22 protein-coding genes and 1 tRNA gene are annotated in these 23787 nt (G+C 40.7%); 12 read left to right on the top strand and 11 right to left on the bottom strand.

Annotation, left to right across the window (positions count from 1 at the left end; all coding sequences use genetic code 11):
• The first annotated feature begins 90 nt into the window (after positions 1–90).
• The 9 genes from F5613_RS07275 to galE all read left to right on the top strand — a co-directional run bounded on the left by F5613_RS07275 (position 91) and on the right by galE (position 8233).
• Positions 91–1611 carry a DUF3078 domain-containing protein gene (locus F5613_RS07275; protein ID WP_068178605.1) on the top strand — a complete coding sequence of 507 codons (1521 nt, stop codon included), beginning with the start codon at positions 91–93 and terminating at the stop codon, positions 1609–1611.
• 99 nt (positions 1612–1710) lie between these two features.
• Entirely contained in the window at positions 1711–2127 is a 417-nt protein-coding gene (locus F5613_RS07270; protein WP_079681833.1) for a SoxR reducing system RseC family protein, read from the top strand.
• A 9-nt stretch (positions 2128–2136) separates the two neighbouring features.
• Positions 2137–2985 (top strand): Fe-S cluster domain-containing protein, encoded by an 849-nt coding sequence (locus F5613_RS07265; RefSeq protein ID WP_179399260.1) that lies wholly within the window; start codon positions 2137–2139, stop codon positions 2983–2985.
• A gap of 23 nt (positions 2986–3008) precedes the next feature.
• On the top strand, positions 3009–4340 hold the full coding sequence (gene rsxC, locus F5613_RS07260; RefSeq protein WP_068178613.1) for an electron transport complex subunit RsxC: 1332 nt from the start codon (positions 3009–3011) through the stop codon (positions 4338–4340).
• Positions 4341–4351: 11 nt separating this feature from the next.
• Positions 4352–5311 (top strand): RnfABCDGE type electron transport complex subunit D, encoded by a 960-nt coding sequence (locus tag F5613_RS07255; RefSeq protein ID WP_179399259.1) that lies wholly within the window; start codon positions 4352–4354, stop codon positions 5309–5311.
• Between the two features lie 2 nt (positions 5312–5313).
• Positions 5314–5988, top strand: coding sequence for an RnfABCDGE type electron transport complex subunit G (locus F5613_RS07250; RefSeq protein WP_179399258.1), 675 nt, complete (start codon positions 5314–5316; stop codon positions 5986–5988).
• A complete protein-coding gene (locus F5613_RS07245) occupies positions 5981–6565 on the top strand; it encodes an RnfABCDGE type electron transport complex subunit E (protein WP_179399257.1) in 585 nt (194 codons plus the stop codon). Before F5613_RS07250 ends, F5613_RS07245 begins: the two co-directional genes overlap by 8 nt.
• Positions 6566–6586: 21 nt before the next feature.
• The gene (gene rsxA / locus F5613_RS07240; RefSeq protein ID WP_079681828.1) at positions 6587–7159 is read left to right on the top strand and encodes an electron transport complex subunit RsxA; all 573 of its coding nucleotides are present in this window, start codon (positions 6587–6589) and stop codon (positions 7157–7159) included.
• Positions 7160–7198: 39 nt separating this feature from the next.
• Complete coding sequence (galE, locus tag F5613_RS07235; protein WP_179399256.1) at positions 7199–8233, top strand: UDP-glucose 4-epimerase GalE; 1035 nt, start codon at positions 7199–7201, stop codon at positions 8231–8233.
• A gap of 771 nt (positions 8234–9004) precedes the next feature.
• Here the strand turns inward: galE and F5613_RS07230 are convergent.
• From F5613_RS07230 to panC, 6 genes are all read right to left on the bottom strand, one after another.
• Positions 9005–9078: transfer RNA gene (locus F5613_RS07230), tRNA-His, on the bottom strand.
• A 67-nt stretch (positions 9079–9145) separates the two neighbouring features.
• On the bottom strand, positions 9146–10042 hold the full coding sequence (gene folD, locus F5613_RS07225) for a bifunctional methylenetetrahydrofolate dehydrogenase/methenyltetrahydrofolate cyclohydrolase FolD (protein WP_179399255.1): 897 nt from the start codon (positions 10040–10042) through the stop codon (positions 9146–9148).
• Between the two features lie 20 nt (positions 10043–10062).
• Positions 10063–11388: a signal recognition particle protein gene (gene ffh / locus F5613_RS07220; RefSeq protein ID WP_079681826.1), complete on the bottom strand. Its 1326-nt coding sequence runs from the start codon at positions 11386–11388 to the stop codon at positions 10063–10065.
• Positions 11389–11454: 66 nt separating this feature from the next.
• Positions 11455–12777 (bottom strand): MATE family efflux transporter, encoded by a 1323-nt coding sequence (locus tag F5613_RS07215; RefSeq protein WP_179399254.1) that lies wholly within the window; start codon positions 12775–12777, stop codon positions 11455–11457.
• 91 nt (positions 12778–12868) lie between these two features.
• Complete coding sequence (gene panD, locus F5613_RS07210) at positions 12869–13219, bottom strand: aspartate 1-decarboxylase (protein WP_068178639.1); 351 nt, start codon at positions 13217–13219, stop codon at positions 12869–12871.
• A gap of 24 nt (positions 13220–13243) precedes the next feature.
• Entirely contained in the window at positions 13244–14083 is an 840-nt protein-coding gene (gene panC / locus F5613_RS07205) for a pantoate--beta-alanine ligase (protein WP_079682056.1), read from the bottom strand.
• 215 nt (positions 14084–14298) lie between these two features.
• Between panC and F5613_RS07200 the strand changes: the two genes are divergently transcribed.
• Both F5613_RS07200 and F5613_RS07195 read left to right on the top strand, forming a co-directional pair.
• Positions 14299–15120, top strand: coding sequence for a glycogen/starch synthase (locus F5613_RS07200; protein ID WP_079681825.1), 822 nt, complete (start codon positions 14299–14301; stop codon positions 15118–15120).
• Between the two features lie 5 nt (positions 15121–15125).
• On the top strand, positions 15126–16520 hold the full coding sequence (locus F5613_RS07195) for a DUF4270 domain-containing protein (protein ID WP_179399253.1): 1395 nt from the start codon (positions 15126–15128) through the stop codon (positions 16518–16520).
• 76 nt (positions 16521–16596) lie between these two features.
• Here the strand turns inward: F5613_RS07195 and F5613_RS07190 are convergent, their stop codons facing one another.
• Together F5613_RS07190 and F5613_RS07185 are read right to left on the bottom strand one after the other, a co-directional pair.
• Positions 16597–17298: a Crp/Fnr family transcriptional regulator gene (locus tag F5613_RS07190; protein WP_079681823.1), complete on the bottom strand. Its 702-nt coding sequence runs from the start codon at positions 17296–17298 to the stop codon at positions 16597–16599.
• Between the two features lie 101 nt (positions 17299–17399).
• Positions 17400–18377, bottom strand: a complete 978-nt coding sequence (locus tag F5613_RS07185; protein ID WP_034753041.1) for an IS982 family transposase — start codon at positions 18375–18377, stop codon at positions 17400–17402.
• A gap of 116 nt (positions 18378–18493) precedes the next feature.
• On the opposite strand from F5613_RS07185, the gene F5613_RS07180 reads away from it, so the two are divergent.
• Entirely contained in the window at positions 18494–20674 is a 2181-nt protein-coding gene (locus F5613_RS07180; RefSeq protein WP_179399252.1) for a DUF5686 family protein, read from the top strand.
• Here the strand turns inward: F5613_RS07180 and F5613_RS07175 are convergent.
• The 3 genes from F5613_RS07175 to F5613_RS07165 are packed head-to-tail and all read right to left on the bottom strand — an operon-like array spanning position 20663 to position 23743.
• On the bottom strand, positions 20663–21511 hold the full coding sequence (locus tag F5613_RS07175; RefSeq protein WP_179399251.1) for an N-acetylmuramoyl-L-alanine amidase-like domain-containing protein: 849 nt from the start codon (positions 21509–21511) through the stop codon (positions 20663–20665). The two genes, F5613_RS07180 and F5613_RS07175, sit on opposite strands and share 12 nt — an antisense overlap.
• Before the next feature lie 22 nt (positions 21512–21533).
• Complete coding sequence (gene uvrB / locus F5613_RS07170) at positions 21534–23555, bottom strand: excinuclease ABC subunit UvrB (protein WP_179399250.1); 2022 nt, start codon at positions 23553–23555, stop codon at positions 21534–21536.
• Positions 23555–23743, bottom strand: coding sequence for a PspC domain-containing protein (locus tag F5613_RS07165; RefSeq protein WP_079681819.1), 189 nt, complete (start codon positions 23741–23743; stop codon positions 23555–23557). Before F5613_RS07165 ends, uvrB begins: the two co-directional genes overlap by 1 nt.
• Positions 23744–23787: the final 44 nt, after the last annotated feature.

The raw sequence follows: 23787 nt of genomic DNA, 5'->3' as shown, positions 1-23787 counted from the left end.
CCTGTTTGTTATAGGATGTAAAATTTTAGCGAAATTCATTCTTTTTAGCTAAATTCGCATCCTGTTTATCGAATCAATGTAAAGAAAAATATGATGATGAAAAGATTTACAATAACATTTGTATTGCTGCTTTTATTGATATGCAATAGTTTATTAGCTCAAGATACAACAGTTGACCAGGAATCTTCCCTTGCAATCCCAACTGAAGTAGTAACGCAAGATACATTAATAAAGGACGTCAACCATTCATCCGAATTAAATAAAATTTCTGATATCAGATCGCAGTTCGAAAAGCAGAACAGCACCTATTCGGCTCCTGTTAAACCGGGAGAATCTCTGTTACGGTTTGTAAAAAAAGATCACGCAGCCCTTTCGGAAGAAGCATTGTACTGGGCACGATTTGTTCGGGATGCCTCACTGCGGTTTGACGACAAAATGACATTTCAGGATACAGTAATTGTAAATCCCCTGTTCATGCCCCTTTTGTTTAAAGGGAATATTCTTCCTAAAGACCTTACATTCTATGATTTCAGCGCATTGAAATCAAAAGATCCGTACAGCCGGTATTATAAAGCCGATTCGGTTTTTAAAGATCTGGAAAGGGTTAATAAAATTGAAGAGATTGCAACCGGTTATATCGAAAAACATCATCCGGAATATTTTCGATATTCGGTAAGCGACCTTCCCAAAGACATCATAAAACCGAAAGAGATTATTAAGGATCCAACGGAGAGTCTGCTGTCTGTATCAAACGAGGCCAATTTCAACGATGTAAGCGGTCCCGGTAAATTTATTCCGGAAAGAAGATACTGGAAATCAAATTTCGAAAGCGCCATCCAGTTTTCACAGAACCATGTGTCGGCCAACTGGCACAAAGGGGGAAGCAGTAATCTTAATGTGTTTACAAGAAATTACCTCAGGTATGATTATAACAAGGATAAAGTACAGCTGACAAACGAGATGGAGCTGAAAGCAAGCTTCTACAATGCACCTAAAGATACGATCCACGACTATAAAATTGGAGACGATGTATTTCGTCTGCACAGCAACCTTGGTTACAAAGCATTCAACAAATGGTTCTACACATTTGATGCAGAATTTAAAACGCAGCTTTTTACCAATTACAAGGAAAACTCAACCCAACAGCTGGCAGCATTACTATCGCCCTTCTCTGTCAATATAGGGGTCGGTATGAAATATGAGCTTGACAAAGCCTTCAAGGATAAGCATAAGAAATTGAAGCTTACGGTAAACATGGCTCCCGCATCTTTTACCTATTTATATAGTATAAAAGATAATATTGATCTGGCCCGTCACGGATTCAGAGACAATAAGCGGAGTTTGAGCAAATTTGGTTCTACTTTAAGAACGGATTTGAATTATAATATTTCAAGAAATGTAAACTGGCAATCCAGGTTCTATTACTTTACCAGCTACGATCAGGTAGTGGGTGAATTTGAAAATACGTTAACATTGGCTATAAGCCGCTTTTTCTCCACCAGAATCTATCTTCACTTACGTTTTGACGACGGAGTGAAGAAAAAAGAGGATATTGACACGTATTTCCAAATGAATGAGCTCTTAAGCTTCGGATTTAATTACAAATGGTAAGTTTCCGCAAAAAAAATACTATATAATATTTGTTAATCTTGATGCAGTTCCCAAATATTCCTTACTTTTGCCGCGAATTGTAATGTCGAGTTTACAAACATGGACGAAAGAATTGATCACACCGGAATTATTGAGAGCATAGAAAACAACTTGATTTCAATAAGAATTATTCAACAATCTGCTTGCGCCGGTTGCCATGCCAAATCAATGTGTACGGCATCAGACAGCAAGGAGAAAATTATTGAGGTTATAGATAATTCCGGGAGATTCCATGTTAACGAGCAGGTGATGATTTGTGGAGAAAGCTCACTCGGACTTTTGGCTGTATTATATGCATTTGTAATACCGCTGCTGCTGATTGTTTTGGCAATTGCCATTGGAACCAGCATGCAGTTATCAGAAACAGCCAGTGCCTTGTTGGGAATGTTGACGGTAATTCCATATTATGGATTACTATATTTGTTTCGGAATAAACTCAAAAAGAAATTTATCTTTACCTTGAAAAAACTTAATTGATTATATACCATGATTTTAATTGCTGTTATTTCACTAGGTGTAATCGGAGCTATTGGAGCAATTATCTTGTATTTAGCTTCAAAAAAATTTGAAGTATACGAAGATCCACGCATAGCTCAGGTGCAGGAAATTCTTCCTGCAGCCAATTGCGGAGGATGCGGATATCCCGGTTGCAGCGGTTTTGCCACTGCCTGTGTAAACTCTGAATCTTTGGACGGACTCTTTTGTCCGGTTGGGGGATCTGAAGTGATGGGAAAAGTTGCCGGCATTTTAGGCAAAGAGGCTTCAAGCGCCGATGCCACCGTAGCAGTTGTTCGTTGTAACGGAACCTGCGAGGCTCGTCCCAAAATTAATCAGTACGATGGAGTTAAAAGTTGTGCAGTTGCTTCCAGCCTTTATGGAGGGGAAACCGGTTGTTCGTTTGGATGCCACGGGTACGGCGACTGTGTGACAGTTTGTAATTTCGATGCAATTTTCATCAACCCTGTAACAGGGATTGCCGAAGTGATCGAAGATAAATGTACATCGTGCGGAGCTTGCGTGAAGGCTTGCCCTAAAAACCTGATCGAACTCCGTAAAAAAGGACCTAAATCCCGCCGGATATTCGTTAGCTGTATGAATAAGGACAAGGGTGTAATTGCTAAAAAAGCGTGTACCAATGCCTGCATCGGTTGCTCCCTTTGTTTTAAAGAATGTGCTTTCGATGCCATTAAAATTGAAAACAACCTTGCATACATTGATCACAACAAATGCAGATTATGCCGTAAATGTGTAGATGTATGTCCTACAAACGCCATACACGAACTAAATTTCCCTCCTAAAAAAGAGAAAAAAGCGGAAGCTGTAGTAACAGAATAAAATAATTCATAAAATCTAATCATATGCTTAAGACATTTCGAATCGGAGGTATTCATCCACCCGAAAATAAATTGTCTGCCGGGAAACACATTGCTGCACTTGATGCTCCTAAACAGGTTATCATTCCTTTAAGTCAACACATCGGTGCTCCGGCACAGGCGTTGGTAAAAAAAGGCGACATGGTGAAGGTGGGAACACTGATTGCCAAAGCTGGCGGTTTTGTTTCTTCTAATATTCACTCGTCGGTTTCTGGAAAGGTTAATAAAATTGACAGTGCCCTAGATGCTAGCGGATATAGAAAGCCTGCTGTATATATTGATGTAGAGGGCGACGAATGGGAAGAGGGGATTGACCGCTCGGCAACAATTGTTCGTACCTGCAATTTATCGGCCAAAGAAATTACAGATAAGATTGCCGCCTCAGGTATCGTAGGCCTAGGCGGTGCAACGTTCCCTACTCAGGTAAAACTGGTTCCACCTCCAGGCAGCAAAGCCGAAGTCCTTATTATAAATGGTGTGGAGTGTGAGCCATATCTTACATCCGACCATTCTCTGATGTTGGAAAAAGGAGAAGAGATTCTGATCGGCGTGACACTTCTGATGAAGGCAGCCAACGTTTCGAAGGCTATTATCGGGATTGAGAATAATAAACCGGATGCTATAGATTATCTAAAAAAACTTGCAAAAGAGTTTAACGGTATATCAATTGAACCCCTGAAAGTGCAATATCCTCAGGGTGGCGAAAAACAGTTGATCGACGCAATTATCCGTAAACAGGTAAAAAGTGGTGCGCTTCCTATATCGGTTGGTGCAATTGTTCAGAATGTGGGAACTGCTTTTGCGGTTTATGAAGCCATACAGAAAAACAAGCCGCTTATTGAACGCGTTGTTACCGTTACAGGAAAAGGCGTTTCAAATCCTGCTAATTTCCGGGTACGGATCGGAACATCCATCCAGACTCTTATCGAAGCGGCAGGAGGTATCCCCGAAAATACCGGGAAAATTATTGGTGGCGGCCCCATGATGGGTAAAGCTCTTATCAGTGCTGAGGTTCCTGTAACAAAGGGAAGTTCGGGTGTGTTGATTCTATCCAAGGAAGAATCGGTACGCAAACCTGTATACGATTGCATCCGATGTGGCAAATGCGTGCAAGCTTGTCCCATGGGACTTAACCCAAGTCTGCTTATGAATGCGACTGAGTTTACCGAATGGGGACTGGCTGAAAAAAACTATATAACCGATTGCATCGAATGTGGTTCTTGCAGCTATACTTGTCCGGCTAATCGTCCGCTGTTGGATCATATCCGTTTGGGAAAGAACAAAGTGATGGGAATTGTAAGAGCTAGAAAGCAATAAAAAGCGTTATCATGGAAAATAAATTTATAGTATCTCCTTCGCCGCACATTCATGGTGGCGATTCGATAAGTAAAAACATGTACGGTGTACTGATCGCTCTTATTCCGGCGTTTCTGGTTTCACTTTACTTCTTTGGTGTCGGAGCATTGGTGGTTACGTTGACTTCGGTTATAGCCTGTGTTCTTTTTGAATACCTGATACAAAAGCTTCTGTATAAAAAACAACCTACAATCGGCGACGGATCGGCTATTCTTACCGGACTGCTGCTTGCATTCAACCTCCCGTCTAATCTTCCGGTATGGATCATTGTAATAGGAGCTCTTGCTGCTATCGGTATCGGAAAGATGTCGTTTGGCGGTTTAGGTAACAATATTTTTAACCCGGCCCTGGTTGGTCGTGTATTTCTGTTAATCTCCTTTCCGGCACAGATGACCACCTGGCCTGTTCCCGGAAACTTTCCGCTTACATACACAGATGCTGAAACCGGAGCAACCGTATTGGCCGGATTGAAACAGCATGCCGGCGATCTTCCGTCGTATGCGGATCTGTTGATTGGAAATATGGGAGGTAGTATCGGAGAGGTTGGTGCCATTGCCCTGCTTTTAGGGTTGGTATTTATGCTGGTACGTAAAATCATCACCTGGCACATTCCTGTTTCCATCATTGGAACCGTGGCAATCTTTACAGGTATTATGTATCTGATTGATCCGGGAACTTATGCGAATCCGCTGATACACACCCTTTCCGGAGGTTTGCTGTTGGGTGCCATTTTTATGGCGACCGACTATGTAAGTTCTCCCATGAGTACAAACGGAATGCTTATTTACGGAGTTGGAATCGGCGTTATTACTACTGTAATCCGTCTGTTTGGGGCCTACCCCGAAGGAATGTCGTTTGCCATTCTTATCATGAACGCGCTTACGCCGTTAATCAACACCTATGTAAAACCTAAACATTTTGGAGGAAAATAAGCATGGCTAAATTAAAATCTACCTTACCAAACATGCTTTTGTCGCTTACCATTATTTGTGCAGGTGCCGGAGCAATTCTTGCAGGCGTGAACGATTTTACGAAAGCGCCTATCGCTGCCTCAAAAGCAGCCGCACTCGAAAATGCAATCAAGGAGGTTACTCCTCCCTTCGATAACAATCCTACACAGGAAGCCTATAAAGCTGTAAGTGCTGATGGCGACTCATTATTAATCTACCCTGCAAAAAAAGGGGGCGAATTGATTGGAGTTGCTGTTGAAAGCAATACCCAAAAAGGTTTTTCGGGCGAAATAAAAGTCATCGTAGGTTTCGATGTAGAAGGCAAGTTGTTTAATTATTCTGTCTTACAACATGCCGAAACTCCGGGACTCGGATCTAAAATGCAGGAATGGTTCCGTACAGACAAGAACAAACAAAACGTACTGGGACGTTCATTGGCCGACGGCAATCTAACTGTTAGCAAAGACGGAGGCGATGTGGATGCCATTACAGCAGCTACCATCTCGAGCCGGGCATTTCTGGATGCTGTAAACAGAGCTTACAGTGCCTACGCTGGTACCCAAAAGTGGGATGGAGAATCGGGTGCTACATCTGTAGGTACTGATACTGAAACAACTTCGCAAACCGTAACAGAAAAGGAAGGAGACAAACATGAATAATTTTAAAGTTCTTACAAATGGTATTTTAAAAGAGAATCCCATATTTGTTCTTTTATTAGGGATGTGTCCTACTCTAGGAACAACCTCGTCTGCCATGAATGGTCTGGCGATGGGTCTTGCCACAACTTTTGTTCTTATCTGTTCAAATACTGTAATATCGGCGTTAAAGAATCTGATACCCGATCAAGTACGTATTCCGGGATACATTGTTGTAATTGCGGCCTTTGTAACTGTGGTACAGATGTGTATGGAGGCTTTTGTTCCTTCGTTGTATGCCAGTCTGGGCTTGTTTATCCCGTTGATTGTTGTAAACTGTATCGTTTTGGGACGAGCTGAAGCCTACGCTGCAAAAAACGGGATATTTTCTTCTATCTTTGATGGTATAGGAATGGGACTGGGCTTCACGCTTGCGCTAACGATCCTTGGAGCTGTCCGCGAAATGTTCGGAACAGGAAAATTCTTCGGATTCGCCTTTATGCCGGAAGAATTCGGATCGCTTATCTTTGTATTGGCTCCCGGTGCCTTTATCGTACTGGGCTATCTGATAGCTGTCGTTAATAAGTTGCGTAAAGCCTGAATTATTTAAATGTAAAAGAGTATGGAATATATATTAATATTTATCACAGCCGTATTTGTAAACAACATTGTTCTGGCTCAATTTCTTGGAATCTGTCCGTTTCTAGGCGTATCTAAAAAGGTGGATACAGCCATAGGGATGAGTGCAGCTGTAACTTTTGTTCTTACCATCGCCACTATCGTAACCTATCTGGTACAGAAGTACGTATTGGATGCCTTCGGACTTGGTTACCTGCAGACCATCAGCTTTATCCTTATTATCGCAGCCTTGGTTCAGATGGTTGAGATCGTACTGAAGAAAGTTTCGCCGGCTTTGTATCAGGCTCTGGGTGTTTTCTTACCGCTTATCACTACCAACTGTGTGATTTTAGGTGTTGCCATTCTTGTTATTCAGAAAGATTATAACTTGATGCAATCTATTGTATTTGCCATATCGACAGCCATTGGATATTCGATGGCATTGATTATCTTTGCAACCATTCGGGAGCAATTGGCGCTAACACGTGTTCCCGACGCATTAAAAGGAACCCCCATTGCTTTAATTACAGCAGGTTTGCTAGCAATGGCATTCATGGGTTTCTCGGGAGTGGTATAACGTCAAAGCTAAAACAATAGAATTTAATTAAACTAAGAAATGAAGACAAAGATTTTGGTAACAGGAGGCACTGGATACATCGGTTCTCACACCGTTGTTGAGCTACAGAGTGCCGGCTATGAGGTAGTTATCGTTGATAACCTGTCTAATTCAAATGCCGACGTGGTTGATGGTATTGAAAAGATTTCGGGCATACGCCCCTCTTTTTATGAAGTTGACTGTAACGACAAACCCGGATTGGCGAAGGTGTTGACAGAAAATGCAGGTATCAAGGGTATTATTCACTTTGCTGCCAGCAAGGCGGTAGGTGAATCTGTTCAGAAGCCGTTGATGTATTACCGGAATAATCTGGTAACATTAATCAACCTGTTGGAACTGATGCCTGAGCACGGAGTGGAAGGACTTGTGTTCTCGTCTTCATGCACCGTATATGGTCAACCGGACATTCTTCCTGTAACAGAAGATGCTCCTGTTAAACCAGCTATGTCTCCTTACGGAAATACAAAACAGATAAACGAAGAGATCATTAAAGACACCATTTATTCCGGTGCCCCATTCAAGAGTATCATTCTTCGTTATTTCAACCCGATCGGAGCACATCCAAGTGGTATCATAGGTGAATTGCCTAACGGCGTTCCTCAAAATCTTATCCCGTATCTTACTCAGACTGCCATCGGTATCCGCAAGGAGTTGAGCGTGTTTGGCAACGATTACGATACGCCCGACGGATCTTGTATCCGCGACTATATAAATGTTGTAGATTTAGCCAAGGCGCACGTTATTGCAATGGATCGTATGCTTGGTAACAAGAGTGAAGAGAAGGTGGAGATTTTCAACCTTGGTACAGGTCGTGGCGTTACAGTTCTCGAGCTGATCGAAGCTTTCGAAAAGGGAACCGGTGTTAAAGTTCCGCACAAGATTGTTGGCAGACGCGAAGGTGATATCGAGAAAGTATGGGCAAATCCCGAACATGCCAATAAGGTATTGGGCTGGACAGCCAAAGAATCTGTAGAAGATACACTGGTAACTGCGTGGAACTGGCAACTAAAACTGCGTGAGCGCGGTATTCAATAAATAAAGTATTTCTTATCTATATACGAGCTGTATCCGGACTTCCGGATGCGGCTCGTTTTCGTTTTATATCTATTGATCTGACCAATCAAAATGAGTCTGTTGCTATAACCCTGAGCTAAACGGAGCGCATTGGGAGAATATTTGAGATCATTTAAATTGCCCTTTATTCTTTACTAAGTAATGCTTTATCCAAATCTCTTAGGGGAAGTAATGATTTCTCTACGAGGATCTAATTTTTTGTTAACGAATACTTATTCGTTTGACAGCTGTTCAACGCAAGTTCAACAGCTGTGTACTTTGCGTTCAACAGCTGACAAACGCAAAGTACACAATTGTTGAATGAATAGTTCTCCTAAGAGAAGAAAATAAAAGGCTTAATAGAAGAAGCTAATTGCAGGAGTGAAATCTTTAGTTGCTCACTATAGAAGTTTGAGAAGTGGTATTATGTTTCAAAATCAGCTCTGGCACCCTGATAGGGGGATGTGATAGATGACAGATGCTGACAGATATAAAAACCTCATCTGTCATTGGTTATACCTCTGCCATACAGGTGGTTGGGCGCTAAAAATGATGGATAACAGATGGTTTTGCGAAAATCAGAAATAATGACCCGTCCTGAAAAATGTTGACTGCCCAAGTCAGTCCTGCTATACCTTTACTTTAATCCTTACAGGAATTGACCAAGCTTATACCGGAATAGTCGCCTTGAAGTTCGAACCGGGCGAACAAAAAAGAGTCTGAAACATTGTTTCAGACTCTTTACTTTGCACTGGGTGGAAGACGGGATTCGAACCCGCGACACCCTGAACCACAATCAGGTGCTCTACCACTGAACTACAACCACCATGTTTTCTTTAAGACGGTGCAAAGATAGGGATTATTTCTAATCTTGCAAAGCTTTTGCTCGTTTTTTTACTTGTAAATTGCTTTTTTACCTGCAAGCAAGGTATTTCTCATAAGAGAAATGATGGTCATAGGTCCTACCCCACCCGGTACTGGTGTGATATACGAACACTTAGGTGCCACTTCATCAAACTTAACATCGCCTGTTAGCTTGTATCCGCTCTTGGTTACGCTGCTTGGCATACGGGTAGTACCCACGTCAACAATAACAGCCCCCTTCTTGACCATATCTTCTTTAAGAAATTCAGGAACTCCCAAAGCAACGATAATGATATCTGCAGCAAGACACATCTCCTTCAGATTTTCCGAACGACTGTGACAAACCGTTACGGTACAATCACCCGGATATGCTTTCTGCATCATCAGCGTAGCCATGGGCTTGCCTACAATATTGCTACGGCCAAGCACTACACAGTGTTTGCCTTTTGTTTCAATGTTGTATCGCTTCAATAGTTCCAGTATGCCGGCCGGTGTAGCCGAAACAAAACATGGAAGGCCAATTGCCATACGCCCTACATTGATAGGATGGAATCCATCCACATCTTTGCGATAATCTACTGCTTCGATAACCTTCTGTTCCGATATATGTGCGGGTAACGGCAATTGAACGATAAATCCGTCTACATCCGGATCATTATTCAACTCGTCCACCTTACGAAGCAATTCCTCTTCGGTAACGTCTTCTTCGTAGCGGAGCAGCGAAGATTTAAATCCAACCTCTTCGCACGTTTTCACCTTACTGGCTACATACGTTTCACTTCCGCCATCATGTCCCACCAAGATGGCAGCCAAATGAGGTACTTTACCTCCGTTAGCCTTAATCTGGGCTACTTCTGCTGCAATTTCTTGTTTCATCTGGGCTGCAACAGCCTTTCCATCCAATAATTGCATCTGTTGTTCTTCCATATTATATTCTCCTTTTGGTGTTATCTTCTCATTGAAGGCAATTTCTTGCTACCCGGCTTCATGGCTGTCATCATCTTCATCATCTTGCGGGTTTCATCAAATTGCTTGATTAATTTATTTACCTCCTGAATGCTGGTACCACTTCCTTTAGCGATACGGGCACGACGGGATCCGTTTAAAATAGCAGGGTTGGAACGCTCGGCCGGAGTCATCGAATAGATTATCGCTTCGATTCCCTTAAAGGCATTATCGTCGATATCAATATCCTTCAATGCTTTTCCAACACCCGGGATCATGGATGCCAGCTCCTTCAGATTACCCATCTTCTTGATCTGCTGAATCTGAGAAATAAAGTCGTTGAAGTCAAACTGGTTCTTTGCAATTTTTTTCTGCAAACGCTTAGCCTCTTCCTCATCGTATTGCTCCTGAGCTCTTTCTACCAACGAAACGATGTCACCCATACCCAGGATACGGTCGGCCATACGTTCGGGGTGGAAAATATCAAGTGCATCCATCTTCTCGCCCGTACCAACAAACTTGATAGGCTTGTCAACAACCGAACGAATAGAAAGTGCGGCACCACCTCGTGTATCACCATCCAACTTAGTAAGAACAACTCCGTTAAAGTCGAGACGTTCGTTAAATTCCTTAGCGGTATTTACTGCATCCTGACCGGTCATGGAGTCTACCACAAACAAGATTTCGTCCGGGTTAAGGGCTTTCTTGATCGCAGCAATCTCGTTCATCATTTGCTCGTCTATAGCTAAACGGCCGGCGGTATCCACGATCACAAGGTCGTGTCCTTTAGCCCGGGCCTCTTTTACTGCATTCAATGCAATCTGAACCGGATTTTTACTATCTATTTCAGAATATACAGGTACTCCGATCTGTTCACCAAGAACCCGCAGCTGCTCGATAGCAGCAGGACGGTATACGTCGCAAGCAACCAATAACGGATTTTTCCCTTTCTTGCTTTTAAGCATATTAGCCAGCTTACCGGAAAAGGTTGTTTTACCCGAACCCTGCAAACCAGACATCAAGATAACAGCCGGAGAGCTTTTAAGTTCAACGTCGATTGCCGTACCACCCATCAAACGGGCCAGCTCGTCGTGAACAATTTTCACCATAAGCTGACTTGGCTTTACGGATGTAAGCACATTCTGTCCAAGTGCTTTCTCTTTTACTGTATCGGTAAATTGCTTGGCAACCTTGTAGTTTACGTCGGCATCCAACAATGCTTTACGAACATCTTTCAGGGTTTCGGCTACATTGATCTCGGTAATCTTACCCTCACCTTTCAACAGTTTAAACGATCGGTCGAGTCTCTCACTTAAATTCTCAAACATAATCTATTATATTTTATTTATTTTTTTCTTACTAAAGCGCAAATGTACAAAAAAGGGATGGAATCTCTATATCTTTTTATGTTGCCAACGTCCTTTTTTCAAATATAAGTAACTGAATGCAAGCAAACCTGTGTAATAGACAATTTCTGTAGTGAAACAGATTTCAACCGGTTGCTTAAACACCATCCCCACCAGATAGATGTATACTCCGTAAAAGACCAGCGTAATTGTTTCCATGGTAAGTGCCGAACGGGTATTGCCGGTTCCGGTTACACCACTAAAAAAGATACTTCCGACGGAGCTGATCAGCATCGCAGCAGATATCACGTAGATAGATGCATAAGAATCGGCTATCAGCAGCGGATCATTGGTATATACAGACAAGATAAGTTTAGGAAAAAGACAAACCACACTTGCAAATACAGCCATTATATAAAAAGACAGCTTGGATATTTTAGCAATTACACCCATAACCTGGTCTGTTTTACCGGCTCCAATCGTGTTGCTGACAAATGTATTGGTCGTTGTTGAAAGGGCACTTACCGGAATTACCATCACCACATAGATACTTCGCACAATATTGGCGATGGCCAGATCCCGCACTCCGATCCGTTCTACTACAACAAAAAACATAAACCAACTTCCCATGGAAAAGAAATACTGCATCATGGTGAAAATGGATATGTTAAGCACCCTGCCAAGCAATGCAAAATCGAATGAAGTAAGCCTGTTGAGTCCGTACTTATTCCTGTTTACGGTAAGCCGGGTATAGATTACAAAGAAAAGGATTGATCCTCCTTCGGCAACGACAGAAGCTATAGCCGCCCCTTTTATACCCATGGCAGGAAATCCTAAATGACCGAATATAAGCACATAGTCCAGAATAACATTGGTAACAGCCATTACAACGGCATTCATAGTAAGTACCTTTGTGCGGGTGATCCCCACATAAAATGCACGGTACATTACGTTTACAAATGAGAAAAAGAATCCGAATACACGCCAATCAAGAAATTCCATGGTTGCACCTCGTACCTGTTCGGACGAGATAAGCAGACTTATTACGTTTTCGGCATATAGTTTGGATAAGGTAAATACAATCCCGGCCAACAAGAATAGAAATACAATTCCCTGAATCATTACCGGCCCCACATCCGCATATTGCTTTTCGCCATTCCTGCGGGCCATCACTATTTGTGATCCGGTACTGAATCCGAAGGCAATCGTATAAATACAGATATAGAAAAGTCCGCCCATAGCTGCAGCACCCAGCTCCACCTCTCCTACTCTCCCAAGGAAAGCGGTGTCTGTTACATTTATCACATTCTGAGCCAGCAGACTTAAAAATATCGGATAACTTACATTCCAGATTTGCTTATTAGAATACATAATTTGTTTTTGTTTCATCATAACAAAAAAGCCCGCTGTGTAAGGGCGAGCTTCTTTGTTTATCTGTTCATTATATGAATCAACTGTTTTTTCAGACTAACTTATTGGTCGCGGTGTCCGGAAAAACAACAGCTGGTCTGAATGTTTTCGCCTCTTCAAAATCCATTAAGGCGTAAGACATGATAATAACCACATCTCCCGGCTGCACTTTTCTGGCTGCGGCTCCATTTAAACAGATCACACCTGTTCCACGCTCTCCTTTAATGATATAAGTTTCAAAACGTTCGCCGTTATTATTATTCACAATCTGAACCTTTTCATTTTCAATCAGGTTGGCTGCATCCATCAGATCTTCATCAATGGTGATGCTACCTATATAATTGAGGTTGGCTTCAGTTACGGTTACTCTGTGAATTTTTGATTTTACTACCTCTATAAACATTGTTTTAATGTATTGTTCAAACCCTTAGTACTTGATATTGTCAATTAAACGTACCTCTCCACAATAAACGGTAATACATCCTACCGGATAAGAGGTGTCGGACCAGTTCTCAATTGATTCGAGCGTATTTCCATCCACTATTTCGAAATACTCGACTTCCATTTCAGGAACTGCATTAATAGTGGATACCACATAATCAAGCACTTCCCTGACGCTCTTTTCGGGTACAAAGGTAATACTTTCTTTCAATGTACGGGCAATAACAGGTGCTTTTTGGCGCTGTTCGGGTGTAAGACGTGTATTCCGGCTGCTTAAGGCAAGTCCGTCAACTTCCCGCTGAATAGGGCAGTCCACTATTTCAACCGGGATATCAAGCTGCTTCACCATGGCACGGATTACGGCAATCTGCTGAAAGTCTTTTTCCCCGAAATAGGCCACATCCGGCTCAACAGCGTAAAATAACTTGCTCACAATCTGAGCCACACCATTAAAATGGCCCGGTCTGCGGGCTCCTTCCATCACCTGAGATACTTTCCCAAAATCGAAAACCCTCGTGTCTGGCTCCGGATACATTTCTTCTACCGTAGGTGCAAATACATAATTACACCCGGATGATTCCAATAACCGGCAATCGTTTTCCAGGGTTCTGGGATAAGTCAGTAAATCATTCGGATTATTAAACTGTGTTGGATTTACAAACACACTAACTACGCATATATCATTTTCTGAAACGCAGCGGTTGACCAGGCTCAGGTGTCCTGCATGCAAAGCTCCCATTGTAGGAACAAAACCAATTCTTTTGCCTTTTTGCTTATCTTCTGCAAGATGACAACGCAACTCATTAATACTGTTTACTATTTTCATCATTTAGACGCTTAATGAAGGTGCAAAGCAAATAAATAATTACCGGATATGAAAGTAAAGCGGCATTTTTATACAGAGGATTATTGATAACTCGCTAAATGATGGACAATTAAAGGATGTTTTAATTTTCATCAAAAATCATTCATCGGAAACCTTTGATAATTAACCGTTTTTTTTTACTATCTTTGTACCGTTTTAAAATATATGTTTATAGAATGGATGCAAAAAAGATCTTGTTTATTACTCAAGAAATTACACCTTATCTTCCCGAATCTGAAATTGCAACGATTTGTAGAAATTTGCCGCAAGGAATTCAGGATAGAGGCCGCGAAATCAGGACATTCATGCCTAAGTTCGGAAATATTAACGAACGACGTAATCAGCTTCATGAAGTAATACGTCTTTCTGGAATGAATCTTATAATTGATGACACTGATCACCCGCTGATTATTAAGGTTGCATCTATTCAGTCTGCCAGAATGCAGGTTTACTTTATCGATAACGACGACTTCTTTCAACGGAAATCGACCGTAATCGACGAGGCTGGCAACGAATATGAAGACAACGACGACCGTTCCATATTTTATGTACGTGGTGTACTTGAAACTGTAAAGAAATTACGCTGGATCCCGGACCTGATTCATTGTCATGGATGGATGTCTGCCCTTACCGGACTTTACATCAAACGTGCCTATGCGGATGATCCTTGTCTTCGTAATGCAAAAATTGTGTATTCAATTTATGGCGACGATTTTAAAGTTCCTTTCCGTAACGATTTTGGAAAGAAACTGCAAATGGATGGAATAGCAGAAAATGATTTGCGTTCTATTAAGGAGGATGCAAGTTTTGTTTCGCTTGCCAAACTGGCCATCGATTTTTCGGATGGTGTTATACAGGGAAGCGAGTCCATCAACCCGGAAATCAGTAAGTATATAGAATCAAATAAACAAATCCCGTTTCTCCCTTACCAGTCACCAGAAACGTATCTTGATGCATTCAACTCGTTTTATGATGTAGTATTGGACAAAAATCAGTAACTATAATGAAAATCAAGCTTTTTATACTAGGACTTGGTGCAACCGCATTGTCAATGATTGGTTGTGATGATGATCTGAACCTGGTGGGTTCCTCGATTCAACCGGATAGCGATAAGATTGCCGTATTTACGGATACCTTTTCGATGTCAGCTTCAACGGTAAAGGTCGATTCGATCTTTGCTAAAAGTGTAACCGGGTTATTAGGACAGATTTATGATCCGCTGTATGGAAATCTTAAATCGGATTATATTTGCCAGTTTTATTGTCCGGAGAATTTTAAATTTACACATACACCTATCAATGGAGTGATCGACTCTGTAGATTTACGTATAACTTACTATTCTTCTATCGGTGATACCCTTACCCCCATGCGTGTACAGGTATACAATGTTGATAAGCCTCTGAATAAGAATTACTATACCAACATGAACCCGGCCGATTATACGAATATGCAGACCTCTTTGGGTATGCAGACCTATACAGCGTATGATGCAACCGTGTCTGATTCGATTCGTGGCATAACCAATACGGACGACGCAAACTACTACGTACCTCACGTATCGGTTCGACTCACCAAATCTGTTGGACAGAATTTCTATAATGAAACGGTGAATAACCCGAATTCATTCAAAAATCAGGAAAACTTCAACAAGTTTTTCCCTGGCCTATATATCACTACTACTTTTGGTAGCGGTAATATATTGAATGTATCCAATACTACCTTCAGTATGTATTACAAATATACTGCAACTGTAAAGGGTAGCACCGGTCAGGATTCATCTTTTGTTGCCCAGGGTGTTGAACGTTTCAACACAACAAAAGAGGTTATTCAATTGAATCACATTGCGAATTCGGGACTGGAAACAATCCTGCAACCAAACAATGAATATACGTATTTGAAAACCCCAGCCGGTGTTTTCACGAAGCTTACAATCCCTGCTTCCGAAATTATCAAGGTTATAGACGGACGTATTATTAACAATATGCCGCTTACACTAAAAGCAATGCCACAGGAGAACTGGAAATATGCGTTGGCTCCTCCTACCAATTTATTGTTAATTCCGGAAGATTCAGTCAAGACTTTCTTTGAAAACAGAAGCATTGAAAACAATGTTACGTCCTTCCTATCCGATGATTATAATGCGACCAGTCGTCAATATAACTTTAAAAATATTTCATATATATTAAAGAATCAGATAGAAAAGGCTCCGGATAAAGATCTTCAACTATTGGTTGTTCCGGTAGAAAGAGTAAAAGGTAGCTATGGATCTTATTACGGCGGCTCTAACAGTTTTTATACAATCTCATTAAATCATTACTTGTCGCCCTCCGGTGTAAAGCTTCGTAAAGATGCTGAAAGTATGAAAATACAGGTTGTAACTAGCAAATACAATAAATAAGCTACTTCAGCATAAGCAAAAAAGGCGTTTCTTATAAAAGAAACGCCTTTTTATTATAATGTATGTTGTGTTTAAATTATCCTAGTTTACTTATCTTACGTAAGCGGTCTTCATCGATAATCTTAATCTTCCTTCCGTCTAAAGCGATTATCCGTTCGGTAACAAAATTAGATAATGTACGAATGGCATTGGATGTTGTCATATTCGACAAGTTGGCCAAATCTTCTCTTGAAAGATAGATGCTAATCGTAGCTCCGTCTTCTTCCAATCCATAACTATCCTGCAAAAACAACAAAGATTCTGCCAAACGTCCGCGAATATGTTTTTGTGTAAGATTTACAGTTCGTTCGTCTGCAATACCCAGATCTACAGAAAGCTGACGGATAAAAAACATGGCCAGTTCAGCATTTGCCATAATCAGGCTGGTAACCACAGTCATCGGAATGAGACAAACAGTTGATGCTTCGAAGGCAGATGCATTGGTAAGATATTGCTCCTGAGCAAAATTAGCACGATATCCGAAGTATTGCACAGGTTTAATCATCCGTATAATCTGACTTCGCCCGCCAACTCCTTCTTTAAAGATTTTGACTTTGCCTTTTAATAAGCACATCATATCCTTAGGCTCATCACCTTCACAATAAATCAACTCATTCCGCTTAAAATGCTGAACGATTGCATTATTGCGGAGAATATCACGTTCCTTATCGTTCAATACTCTCCATACCTCTGATAAACTAGCCGAAAAATCGACTTCTTCTTTTTGATGCTTTACCACGATACTGCTTTATAACATACTTGTGAAGCACAAATATAGAATTTTATTTGAAAATAAAATAATAAATACAACAAATAATTTTATTTAACCCGTTGGCGGAATTAAATTAGTGCATATTTAATTTGTCCAATGGGTTTGTTATTAATCTTGTTTATATATTGAAGGATTGTAAGTGCACTAATTTTCCCCGTAATTCTGGTAAACAATCCTTCTGTTTGTTTTGCGTAATTTCTGATTATCATAAATTGATCGCATAATTGTGCAAAAAGCGTTTCAACCCTTTTCCTTGCTTTAGCAAATGGACTAAATACAGGTTTCCAATCTTTTTGATTCGACCGATATGGAACTTCCAACTTGATATTAGCTTTTTCAAATAAATCAAGTTGTATGGCTGCTCCAATATATCCACGATCACCGATGATGGTGCAATTCTGAAAGTTACACTTTACGTCTTTCAAATAATGAATGTCGTGAACACTCGCCTTTGTCAGGTCAAAAGAGTGTATGACACCGCTCAACCCACAGAGAGAATGTAATTTATATCCGTAATAATGTTTACCCTGTGAAGCACAATAGCCATAATTGGGAGCTTTATCATAATTATTCTTTCCCATTTTACAACGTTTTGACCTTATGGGACGACAGACTTCAATTGGCATAGAATCAATACAGAAAATAGCTTCTCCACCATCAACTTTTGATGCAATTCTTTCACGCACCTGATTACATAAGCCGATAGTGAGCTTCCTGCGATCATTATATTGACGACGGGATATGAGAGAAGAAAAATCATCTTTGTATTCATTTAATTTAGAAAACAAAAAGCTTTCACTATCTATACCTATTGATTCGGCAGCAAGGCTTAAACTGATCACTTCTAAGTCAGAGAACTTCGGGACGACTCCTCTGCGAGGTATATTCCCTTTTTCGTTTACTAAATCAGCAGAAAACATCTTGCATATATCAAGAAATTTAGCGAATATTGCATATAAGTTGTGCATAATTGAGCTGTATATTAATAGTTTGATCACCATTAAAATACTAATAATCAATGATATGCACAACTTATTTCCTGACATTTTTTAGTGAATTAATTCCGCCAACGGGTTTTATTTAATAAATTATTATAGCACCTTTTCTTTTCTTTAGAAAAGAAAATCATTAAGTTTGTTATAATTTGATTTTGCAGACTCTTATGCATCTATATAGATACATCTATCTATTTCTGTTTCTGGCAGGGAATATAGTTTGGAGTACTTATTCCTATGGAAAAGGTTTTGCCTATAGAGTTTGTGATGACCCGGTTAAAGAACAGATGGCCGACTCTATAATGTATCTGGTTGGATTAAATGCCGAAATGCATAAAAACGCTCTTTCCAACTATGAGGCCGAAGTATATATAAAAGGTCATTCCGAGATTCTTAAAAGTAACGCGCTCATGCGCTATGTTCCCAAGCTATTTCCGATTGACAACAAAAACAAAGAAACGTTTTTTGAATTGCTCGCCAATACCCGGTTTGTTTCTCCCAACCATTTTTATCACAAGTTTAATGCTATAAACGGCAATAACATACCTTCTAACAAACAAATTAGTGAAGTCCTTAAATTCTTAAGTCTAAACGTAAATTCTGAAACGGCTTACGATGAACTGATTATAACTCCCGTAGGCACTCATGCTTCCAAATATTACACCTACTGGGTCGACGGGATTGAAGAAACAGACTCAAGCCGGATTTTCAAGATTTGTGTTATGCCGAAACAGTGGAGTCAGAAACTCATTTGCGGCTATCTGTATATAAGAGACAATCTTAATTCAATCGAAAAACTCGATATAAACGGTCGGGTTTCTTTCGCAGAGTTTAATTTGATTATTGACTTTAATAAATTATATCAGCATCTGTGTCTGCCTAATACAGCATCACTTAATCTACGTTATAAGGCATTAGGCAATTCAATTGAGTGCAACTATAAAATAAATTATGACTTTAAATCGGTTTCCTGGACCGAAATCGAAAACATTGCAGATGTAGAATCTGAACGAACGCTTGATCTTTCAAACTATTACCATTTTGAAACCGACACCATTCCTGTAGTAAAGGATACATTATATTGGTCGGCAAATAGGAAAAGCAAATTAACGGTAGAGGAATCCATATTATTAGCACTACCCCTGAACGAAAAGAAAATTACAGCCGACTCTACGGCTATCCAGAAATATCTAAAACTGACCGAAACTCTTACAAACTCGATGAGGTTCGACATACATTCAACCCGAATGAAGTATTCCGGAATACTCAACCCATTTATGTTTGGATATACAAAACTGGATGGAATAAGTTTCCGACAACAACTACGGGTTAGTAAAAGACTTAAGGATGACCGGCAAATACGCTTTCGTCCTGAAATTGGGTTTGTATTCAAGAGAAAGGAGTTTTTCTATAAGTTGGCAGGCGACTGGGTTTATGCTCCTGAGAAAACAGGAACATTAAGTCTGACCTTTGCAAACGGCAACCAGAATTATTCGTCGGAAATTACAAATCAGATTAAAGAACTGGTAAAAGATTCAGCTTTTTCATTCGACAATCTGAATCTTAAATACTACAGAGACTATTATGCTGACCTGCGAAATAAGATTGAATTACTGAATGGATTGCAACTGCATAGCGGACTTACATTCCATCATCGCACACCTGTCACCAATGGAAAAAAGCTACTTAACGAAGGTGAAATTATTGATGTGATTTACGACAATTACAATGATTTCGTTCCGTATATCGGGTTATCCTACACCCCCTATCAGTACTACCGGATGGATGGCAGACTAAAGGAATATGTTCAATCCTGTCTTCCAACCATTTCAGTCGAATATGCCCGGGGTATACGAGGCGTACTGGGAAGTTTGAGTGATTATGAACGAATAGAAGCAGATATTCAGCAGGTTATAAACATGGGACTTCTCAAGCGCTTTAATTACTATGTTAGTGCCGGATTCTTTACCAGACAAAGGTCTGTTTATTTTGCCGATTTCCGTTATTTTACCAGACACCACTTTCCCGACTCATGGAACGACAGAATCGGAGGCGTATTTCAATTACTGCCGGGAGAATGGTACAACGCATCCAATTCCTATGTACAGGCACATGTAATGTATGAAAGTCCGTTTATCCTTATGCATCTGTTAAAAAAAGAGGCTTCCAAGCATATCTTTACAGAGCGGCTGTATTTGAGCCAGCTTTTCACGCCCTATCTCCCAAGCTACACTGAAGTGGGTTATGGAATTGGTAATCATCTTTTCAATATTGCAGTGTTTGCAGGATTTGAGAAAGGAGAATACCAACGCGCGGGTTTCCGTTTTGCTTTTGAATTATTTCAATGATTGCTCAAGAGGTCTTACAAACAACACTCCGTTATTGTGTTTGATTCCCTCAACGTAGGCTTGAATGGAAATAGGATTTACAATCACTTTTTTGGCAGTTAACGAAGCATGTATAAATGTCAACATCCCGTCCTTATGAAGTGCAAAACCCACATGAGACACGTCCAATCCTTTAATTGTTGTGACAAAGCAGACCATATCTCCGCTTTTTACCATCTCGGATCTTTTATCGATATCGGATACAGGAACATAATAATGTGGCTGAGCGTTTACCGCTTGTTCTTGTTGTCTAATCTTGTCTGTTAGCTGAGGATTATTTAAAAGCTGTTTGTACTTATCGGCATTGGTCGACATAAAATATAAATTTACAGGCAATATCGCCCCCCCGAGTTGTTGTGAGATATCCTTTACAAATCCCCGTTTTTCGTTTGTCTGAATCCAGTCTGTCGTATAATGCAACCTCGAACTGTAATCTCTTATCTCTTCTCTATATCGTATCCGTTTCAAATTCATACAATACGTTTGGAAAGAGGGGTTTTTATCTTTTCGGGTGTATGAAAGAGCCAGGACCGATTCAACAAAGGTAGTACAGTCAAATTCACGAAGATTTACAACCAGTTGTTCCGGCGTCTGTTCCAGGGTTGAGGCAACATAGGGGGTGCCTTCAAAATATAAGGCTGTCTGCACCACTAAATCTTGCAATGGAAGATCCTTGTTTACATCCATCGCCTGCATACACTTCTCAAAAATAAGAGAATCTGAAGGTAAATAAACTACCTGAGCGGCGGCCTGAACCGTAACGGACAACAGTACAAATACAATCTTAGGCAAATTCATATCTTACTCTTTTTAGTGATAATCAGACTTTGGCCTTAAGTAAATCCTCCAGCTTTATAAGCTCATCACGAAATTGTGCAGCTTCAAGAAAATCAAGATTTTTAGCTGCTTCCATCATCTGTTTCTTTGTTCGTTCAATCGCTTTTTCAAGCTGGGCTTTGTTCATATATTGAACTACCGGATCTGCAGCCAGACTTGGTTCTGGTTCAATGTAAGCGTAAGGATCCACGCCTTGAAGCTGCTTTTCACCTAAGAAAGAGCCTGTATTCTTAACAATCTGCTGAGGAGTAATGCCATGCTTTTCGTTATATGCCAATTGTTTTTCGCGTCGACGGGTAGTCTCATCCATAGTTTTACGCATACTGTCTGTAATACGGTCTGCATAGAAAATTACTTTCCCGTTTATATTACGGGCTGCACGACCGGCTGTCTGCGTTAAGGAACGATGGGAACGCAAGAAGCCCTCCTTATCGGCATCGAGAATGGCCACCAACGATACTTCCGGTAAATCCAAACCCTCTCTCAGCAAGTTAACACCGATAAGCACATCGAATAATCCTTTACGCAGATCATCCATAATTTTAACACGCTCCAACGTGTCTACATCGCTATGAATATAATTACATCTCACACCCATTCTACCCAGGTAAGCCGTAAGCTCTTCAGCCATACGTTTGGTAAGTGTAGTAACCAGCACCCTCTCATCAATGGCAGATCGTTTTGTAATCTCTTCCATTAAATCGTCAATCTGATTCAACGTGGGACGAACCTCAATTATGGGATCAAGCAGACCGGTAGGCCGAATCAACTGATCTACAACAACACCCTCAGATTTTATCAATTCATAATCGGCAGGAGTAGCACTTACATATATTGCCTGAGGAGTAAGCGATTCAAACTCTTCGAATGTAAGAGGGCGGTTGTCCAGTGCAGCCGGTAACCTAAAGCCATATTCAACCAGATTTTGTTTTCGGGATCTGTCTCCGCCGTACATGGCCCTTATCTGAGGGACGGTGACATGACTCTCGTCTATCACCAACAAAAAATCTTTCGGGAAATAATCCAGCAAGCAATAAGGTCGTTCACCGGCATTTCGACCATCGAAATAACGGGAATAGTTTTCAATTCCCGAACAATGGCCCAGTTCCCTAATCATTTCCAGATCAAAGACAACCCGCTCGTATAAGCGTTTTGCCTCATAGGGTTTACCGATTTCCTTAAAATATTCAACCTGTTTTCCAAGGTCCACATCAATCTGACCGATAGCTTCAGTCATTCGTTCCTTGGATGTTACAAACAGATTGGTTGGGTAGACATTCAATTCTTCCTGCTCATCAATTTCTCTGCCCGACAGTGGGTCGAAGGATGAGATACGATCGATTTCATTACCCCAAAACTCAATACGGTAAGCAACCCCATCGAACGTTTCAATTGCCGGGAACAGATCCACAATATCTCCATTAACACGAAAACAGCCGCTTTTGAATTCTACCTTGTTGTTTACATAAAACGCATCCACAAAACAACGCAACAAAGCATCACGGTCTATTTTCATACCTCTGAAAATATGTGTCACTTTAGAAGCAAAAGCTGTTGGGTCTGCCATACCATACAAACAGGATACAGAGGATATCACAATGATGTCTTTACGCCCCGAAAGAAGGGAAGCGGTAGTTCTTAATCGTAACTTCTCAATCTCATCATTTATTGCCAGATCCTTTTCTATATAAGTATCTGTTGTGGGAAGGTAGGCTTCAGGCTGATAATAATCATAGTAAGATACAAAATACTCCACCGCATTATTAGGGAAGAAGCTTTTAAATTCACTATACAATTGTGCAGCCAGGGTTTTGTTATGACTTAGAATCAAGGTCGGTTTCTTTACCTCCTTGATTACATTCGCAATCGTAAAAGTTTTACCCGAACCCGTTACACCCAAAAGGGTCTGAAAAGGCACACCTTCTGTTACTCCGTTAGATAACGCAGCTATGGCATCAGGCTGATCTCCGGTAGGCGAAAAGATTGAAGAAAGTTCAAAATCCATTAATTCTCTTTAGGAATAACAATCCAACAAACAATGTACATCAAGAAACCTGCAAACACAGTAAATAGGCTTAACAGTATATAACCGATACGGACCAGCGTAGGATCCCAATCAAAATAATCGGCTATACCGGCACATATTCCGGCAATCATACCATTGTTAGAACGGGTAAGTCTTCTTTTTTCCATTTTAGTAAATCTAAATATTCTATTCTTGCAAATTTATTAATTAG

The organism is Macellibacteroides fermentans, assembly GCF_013409575.1.
Lineage (GTDB): Bacteria > Bacteroidota > Bacteroidia > Bacteroidales > Tannerellaceae > Macellibacteroides > Macellibacteroides fermentans.
The sequence above is the reverse complement of the archived record's forward strand: the minus strand, read 5'-3'. Positions and strand labels throughout refer to the sequence as shown.

What these genes read in the sequence shown, in the direction of transcription:
- F5613_RS07270 (WP_079681833.1), top strand. Translation starts at nt 1,711, where the DNA reads ATGGACGAAAGAATTGATCACACCGGAATTATTGAGAGCATAGAAAAC.
- rsxC (WP_068178613.1), top strand. Translation starts at nt 3,009, where the DNA reads ATGCTTAAGACATTTCGAATCGGAGGTATTCATCCACCCGAAAATAAA.
- F5613_RS07195 (WP_179399253.1), top strand. Translation starts at nt 15,126, where the DNA reads ATGAAAATCAAGCTTTTTATACTAGGACTTGGTGCAACCGCATTGTCA.
- F5613_RS07165 (WP_079681819.1), bottom strand. Translation starts at nt 23,743, where the DNA reads ATGGAAAAAAGAAGACTTACCCGTTCTAACAATGGTATGATTGCCGGA.
- F5613_RS07255 (WP_179399259.1), top strand. Translation starts at nt 4,352, where the DNA reads ATGGAAAATAAATTTATAGTATCTCCTTCGCCGCACATTCATGGTGGC.
- folD (WP_179399255.1), bottom strand. Translation starts at nt 10,042, where the DNA reads ATGGAAGAACAACAGATGCAATTATTGGATGGAAAGGCTGTTGCAGCC.
- F5613_RS07215 (WP_179399254.1), bottom strand. Translation starts at nt 12,777, where the DNA reads ATGTATTCTAATAAGCAAATCTGGAATGTAAGTTATCCGATATTTTTA.
- F5613_RS07180 (WP_179399252.1), top strand. Translation starts at nt 18,494, where the DNA reads ATGCATCTATATAGATACATCTATCTATTTCTGTTTCTGGCAGGGAAT.
- ffh (WP_079681826.1), bottom strand. Translation starts at nt 11,388, where the DNA reads ATGTTTGAGAATTTAAGTGAGAGACTCGACCGATCGTTTAAACTGTTG.
- galE (WP_179399256.1), top strand. Translation starts at nt 7,199, where the DNA reads ATGAAGACAAAGATTTTGGTAACAGGAGGCACTGGATACATCGGTTCT.
- panC (WP_079682056.1), bottom strand. Translation starts at nt 14,083, where the DNA reads ATGAAAATAGTAAACAGTATTAATGAGTTGCGTTGTCATCTTGCAGAA.
- rsxA (WP_079681828.1), top strand. Translation starts at nt 6,587, where the DNA reads ATGGAATATATATTAATATTTATCACAGCCGTATTTGTAAACAACATT.
- uvrB (WP_179399250.1), bottom strand. Translation starts at nt 23,555, where the DNA reads ATGGATTTTGAACTTTCTTCAATCTTTTCGCCTACCGGAGATCAGCCT.
- F5613_RS07245 (WP_179399257.1), top strand. Translation starts at nt 5,981, where the DNA reads ATGAATAATTTTAAAGTTCTTACAAATGGTATTTTAAAAGAGAATCCC.
- F5613_RS07275 (WP_068178605.1), top strand. Translation starts at nt 91, where the DNA reads ATGATGATGAAAAGATTTACAATAACATTTGTATTGCTGCTTTTATTG.
- F5613_RS07250 (WP_179399258.1), top strand. Translation starts at nt 5,314, where the DNA reads ATGGCTAAATTAAAATCTACCTTACCAAACATGCTTTTGTCGCTTACC.
- F5613_RS07175 (WP_179399251.1), bottom strand. Translation starts at nt 21,511, where the DNA reads ATGAATTTGCCTAAGATTGTATTTGTACTGTTGTCCGTTACGGTTCAG.
- F5613_RS07200 (WP_079681825.1), top strand. Translation starts at nt 14,299, where the DNA reads ATGGATGCAAAAAAGATCTTGTTTATTACTCAAGAAATTACACCTTAT.
- F5613_RS07265 (WP_179399260.1), top strand. Translation starts at nt 2,137, where the DNA reads ATGATTTTAATTGCTGTTATTTCACTAGGTGTAATCGGAGCTATTGGA.
- panD (WP_068178639.1), bottom strand. Translation starts at nt 13,219, where the DNA reads ATGTTTATAGAGGTAGTAAAATCAAAAATTCACAGAGTAACCGTAACT.
- F5613_RS07185 (WP_034753041.1), bottom strand. Translation starts at nt 18,377, where the DNA reads ATGTCAGGAAATAAGTTGTGCATATCATTGATTATTAGTATTTTAATG.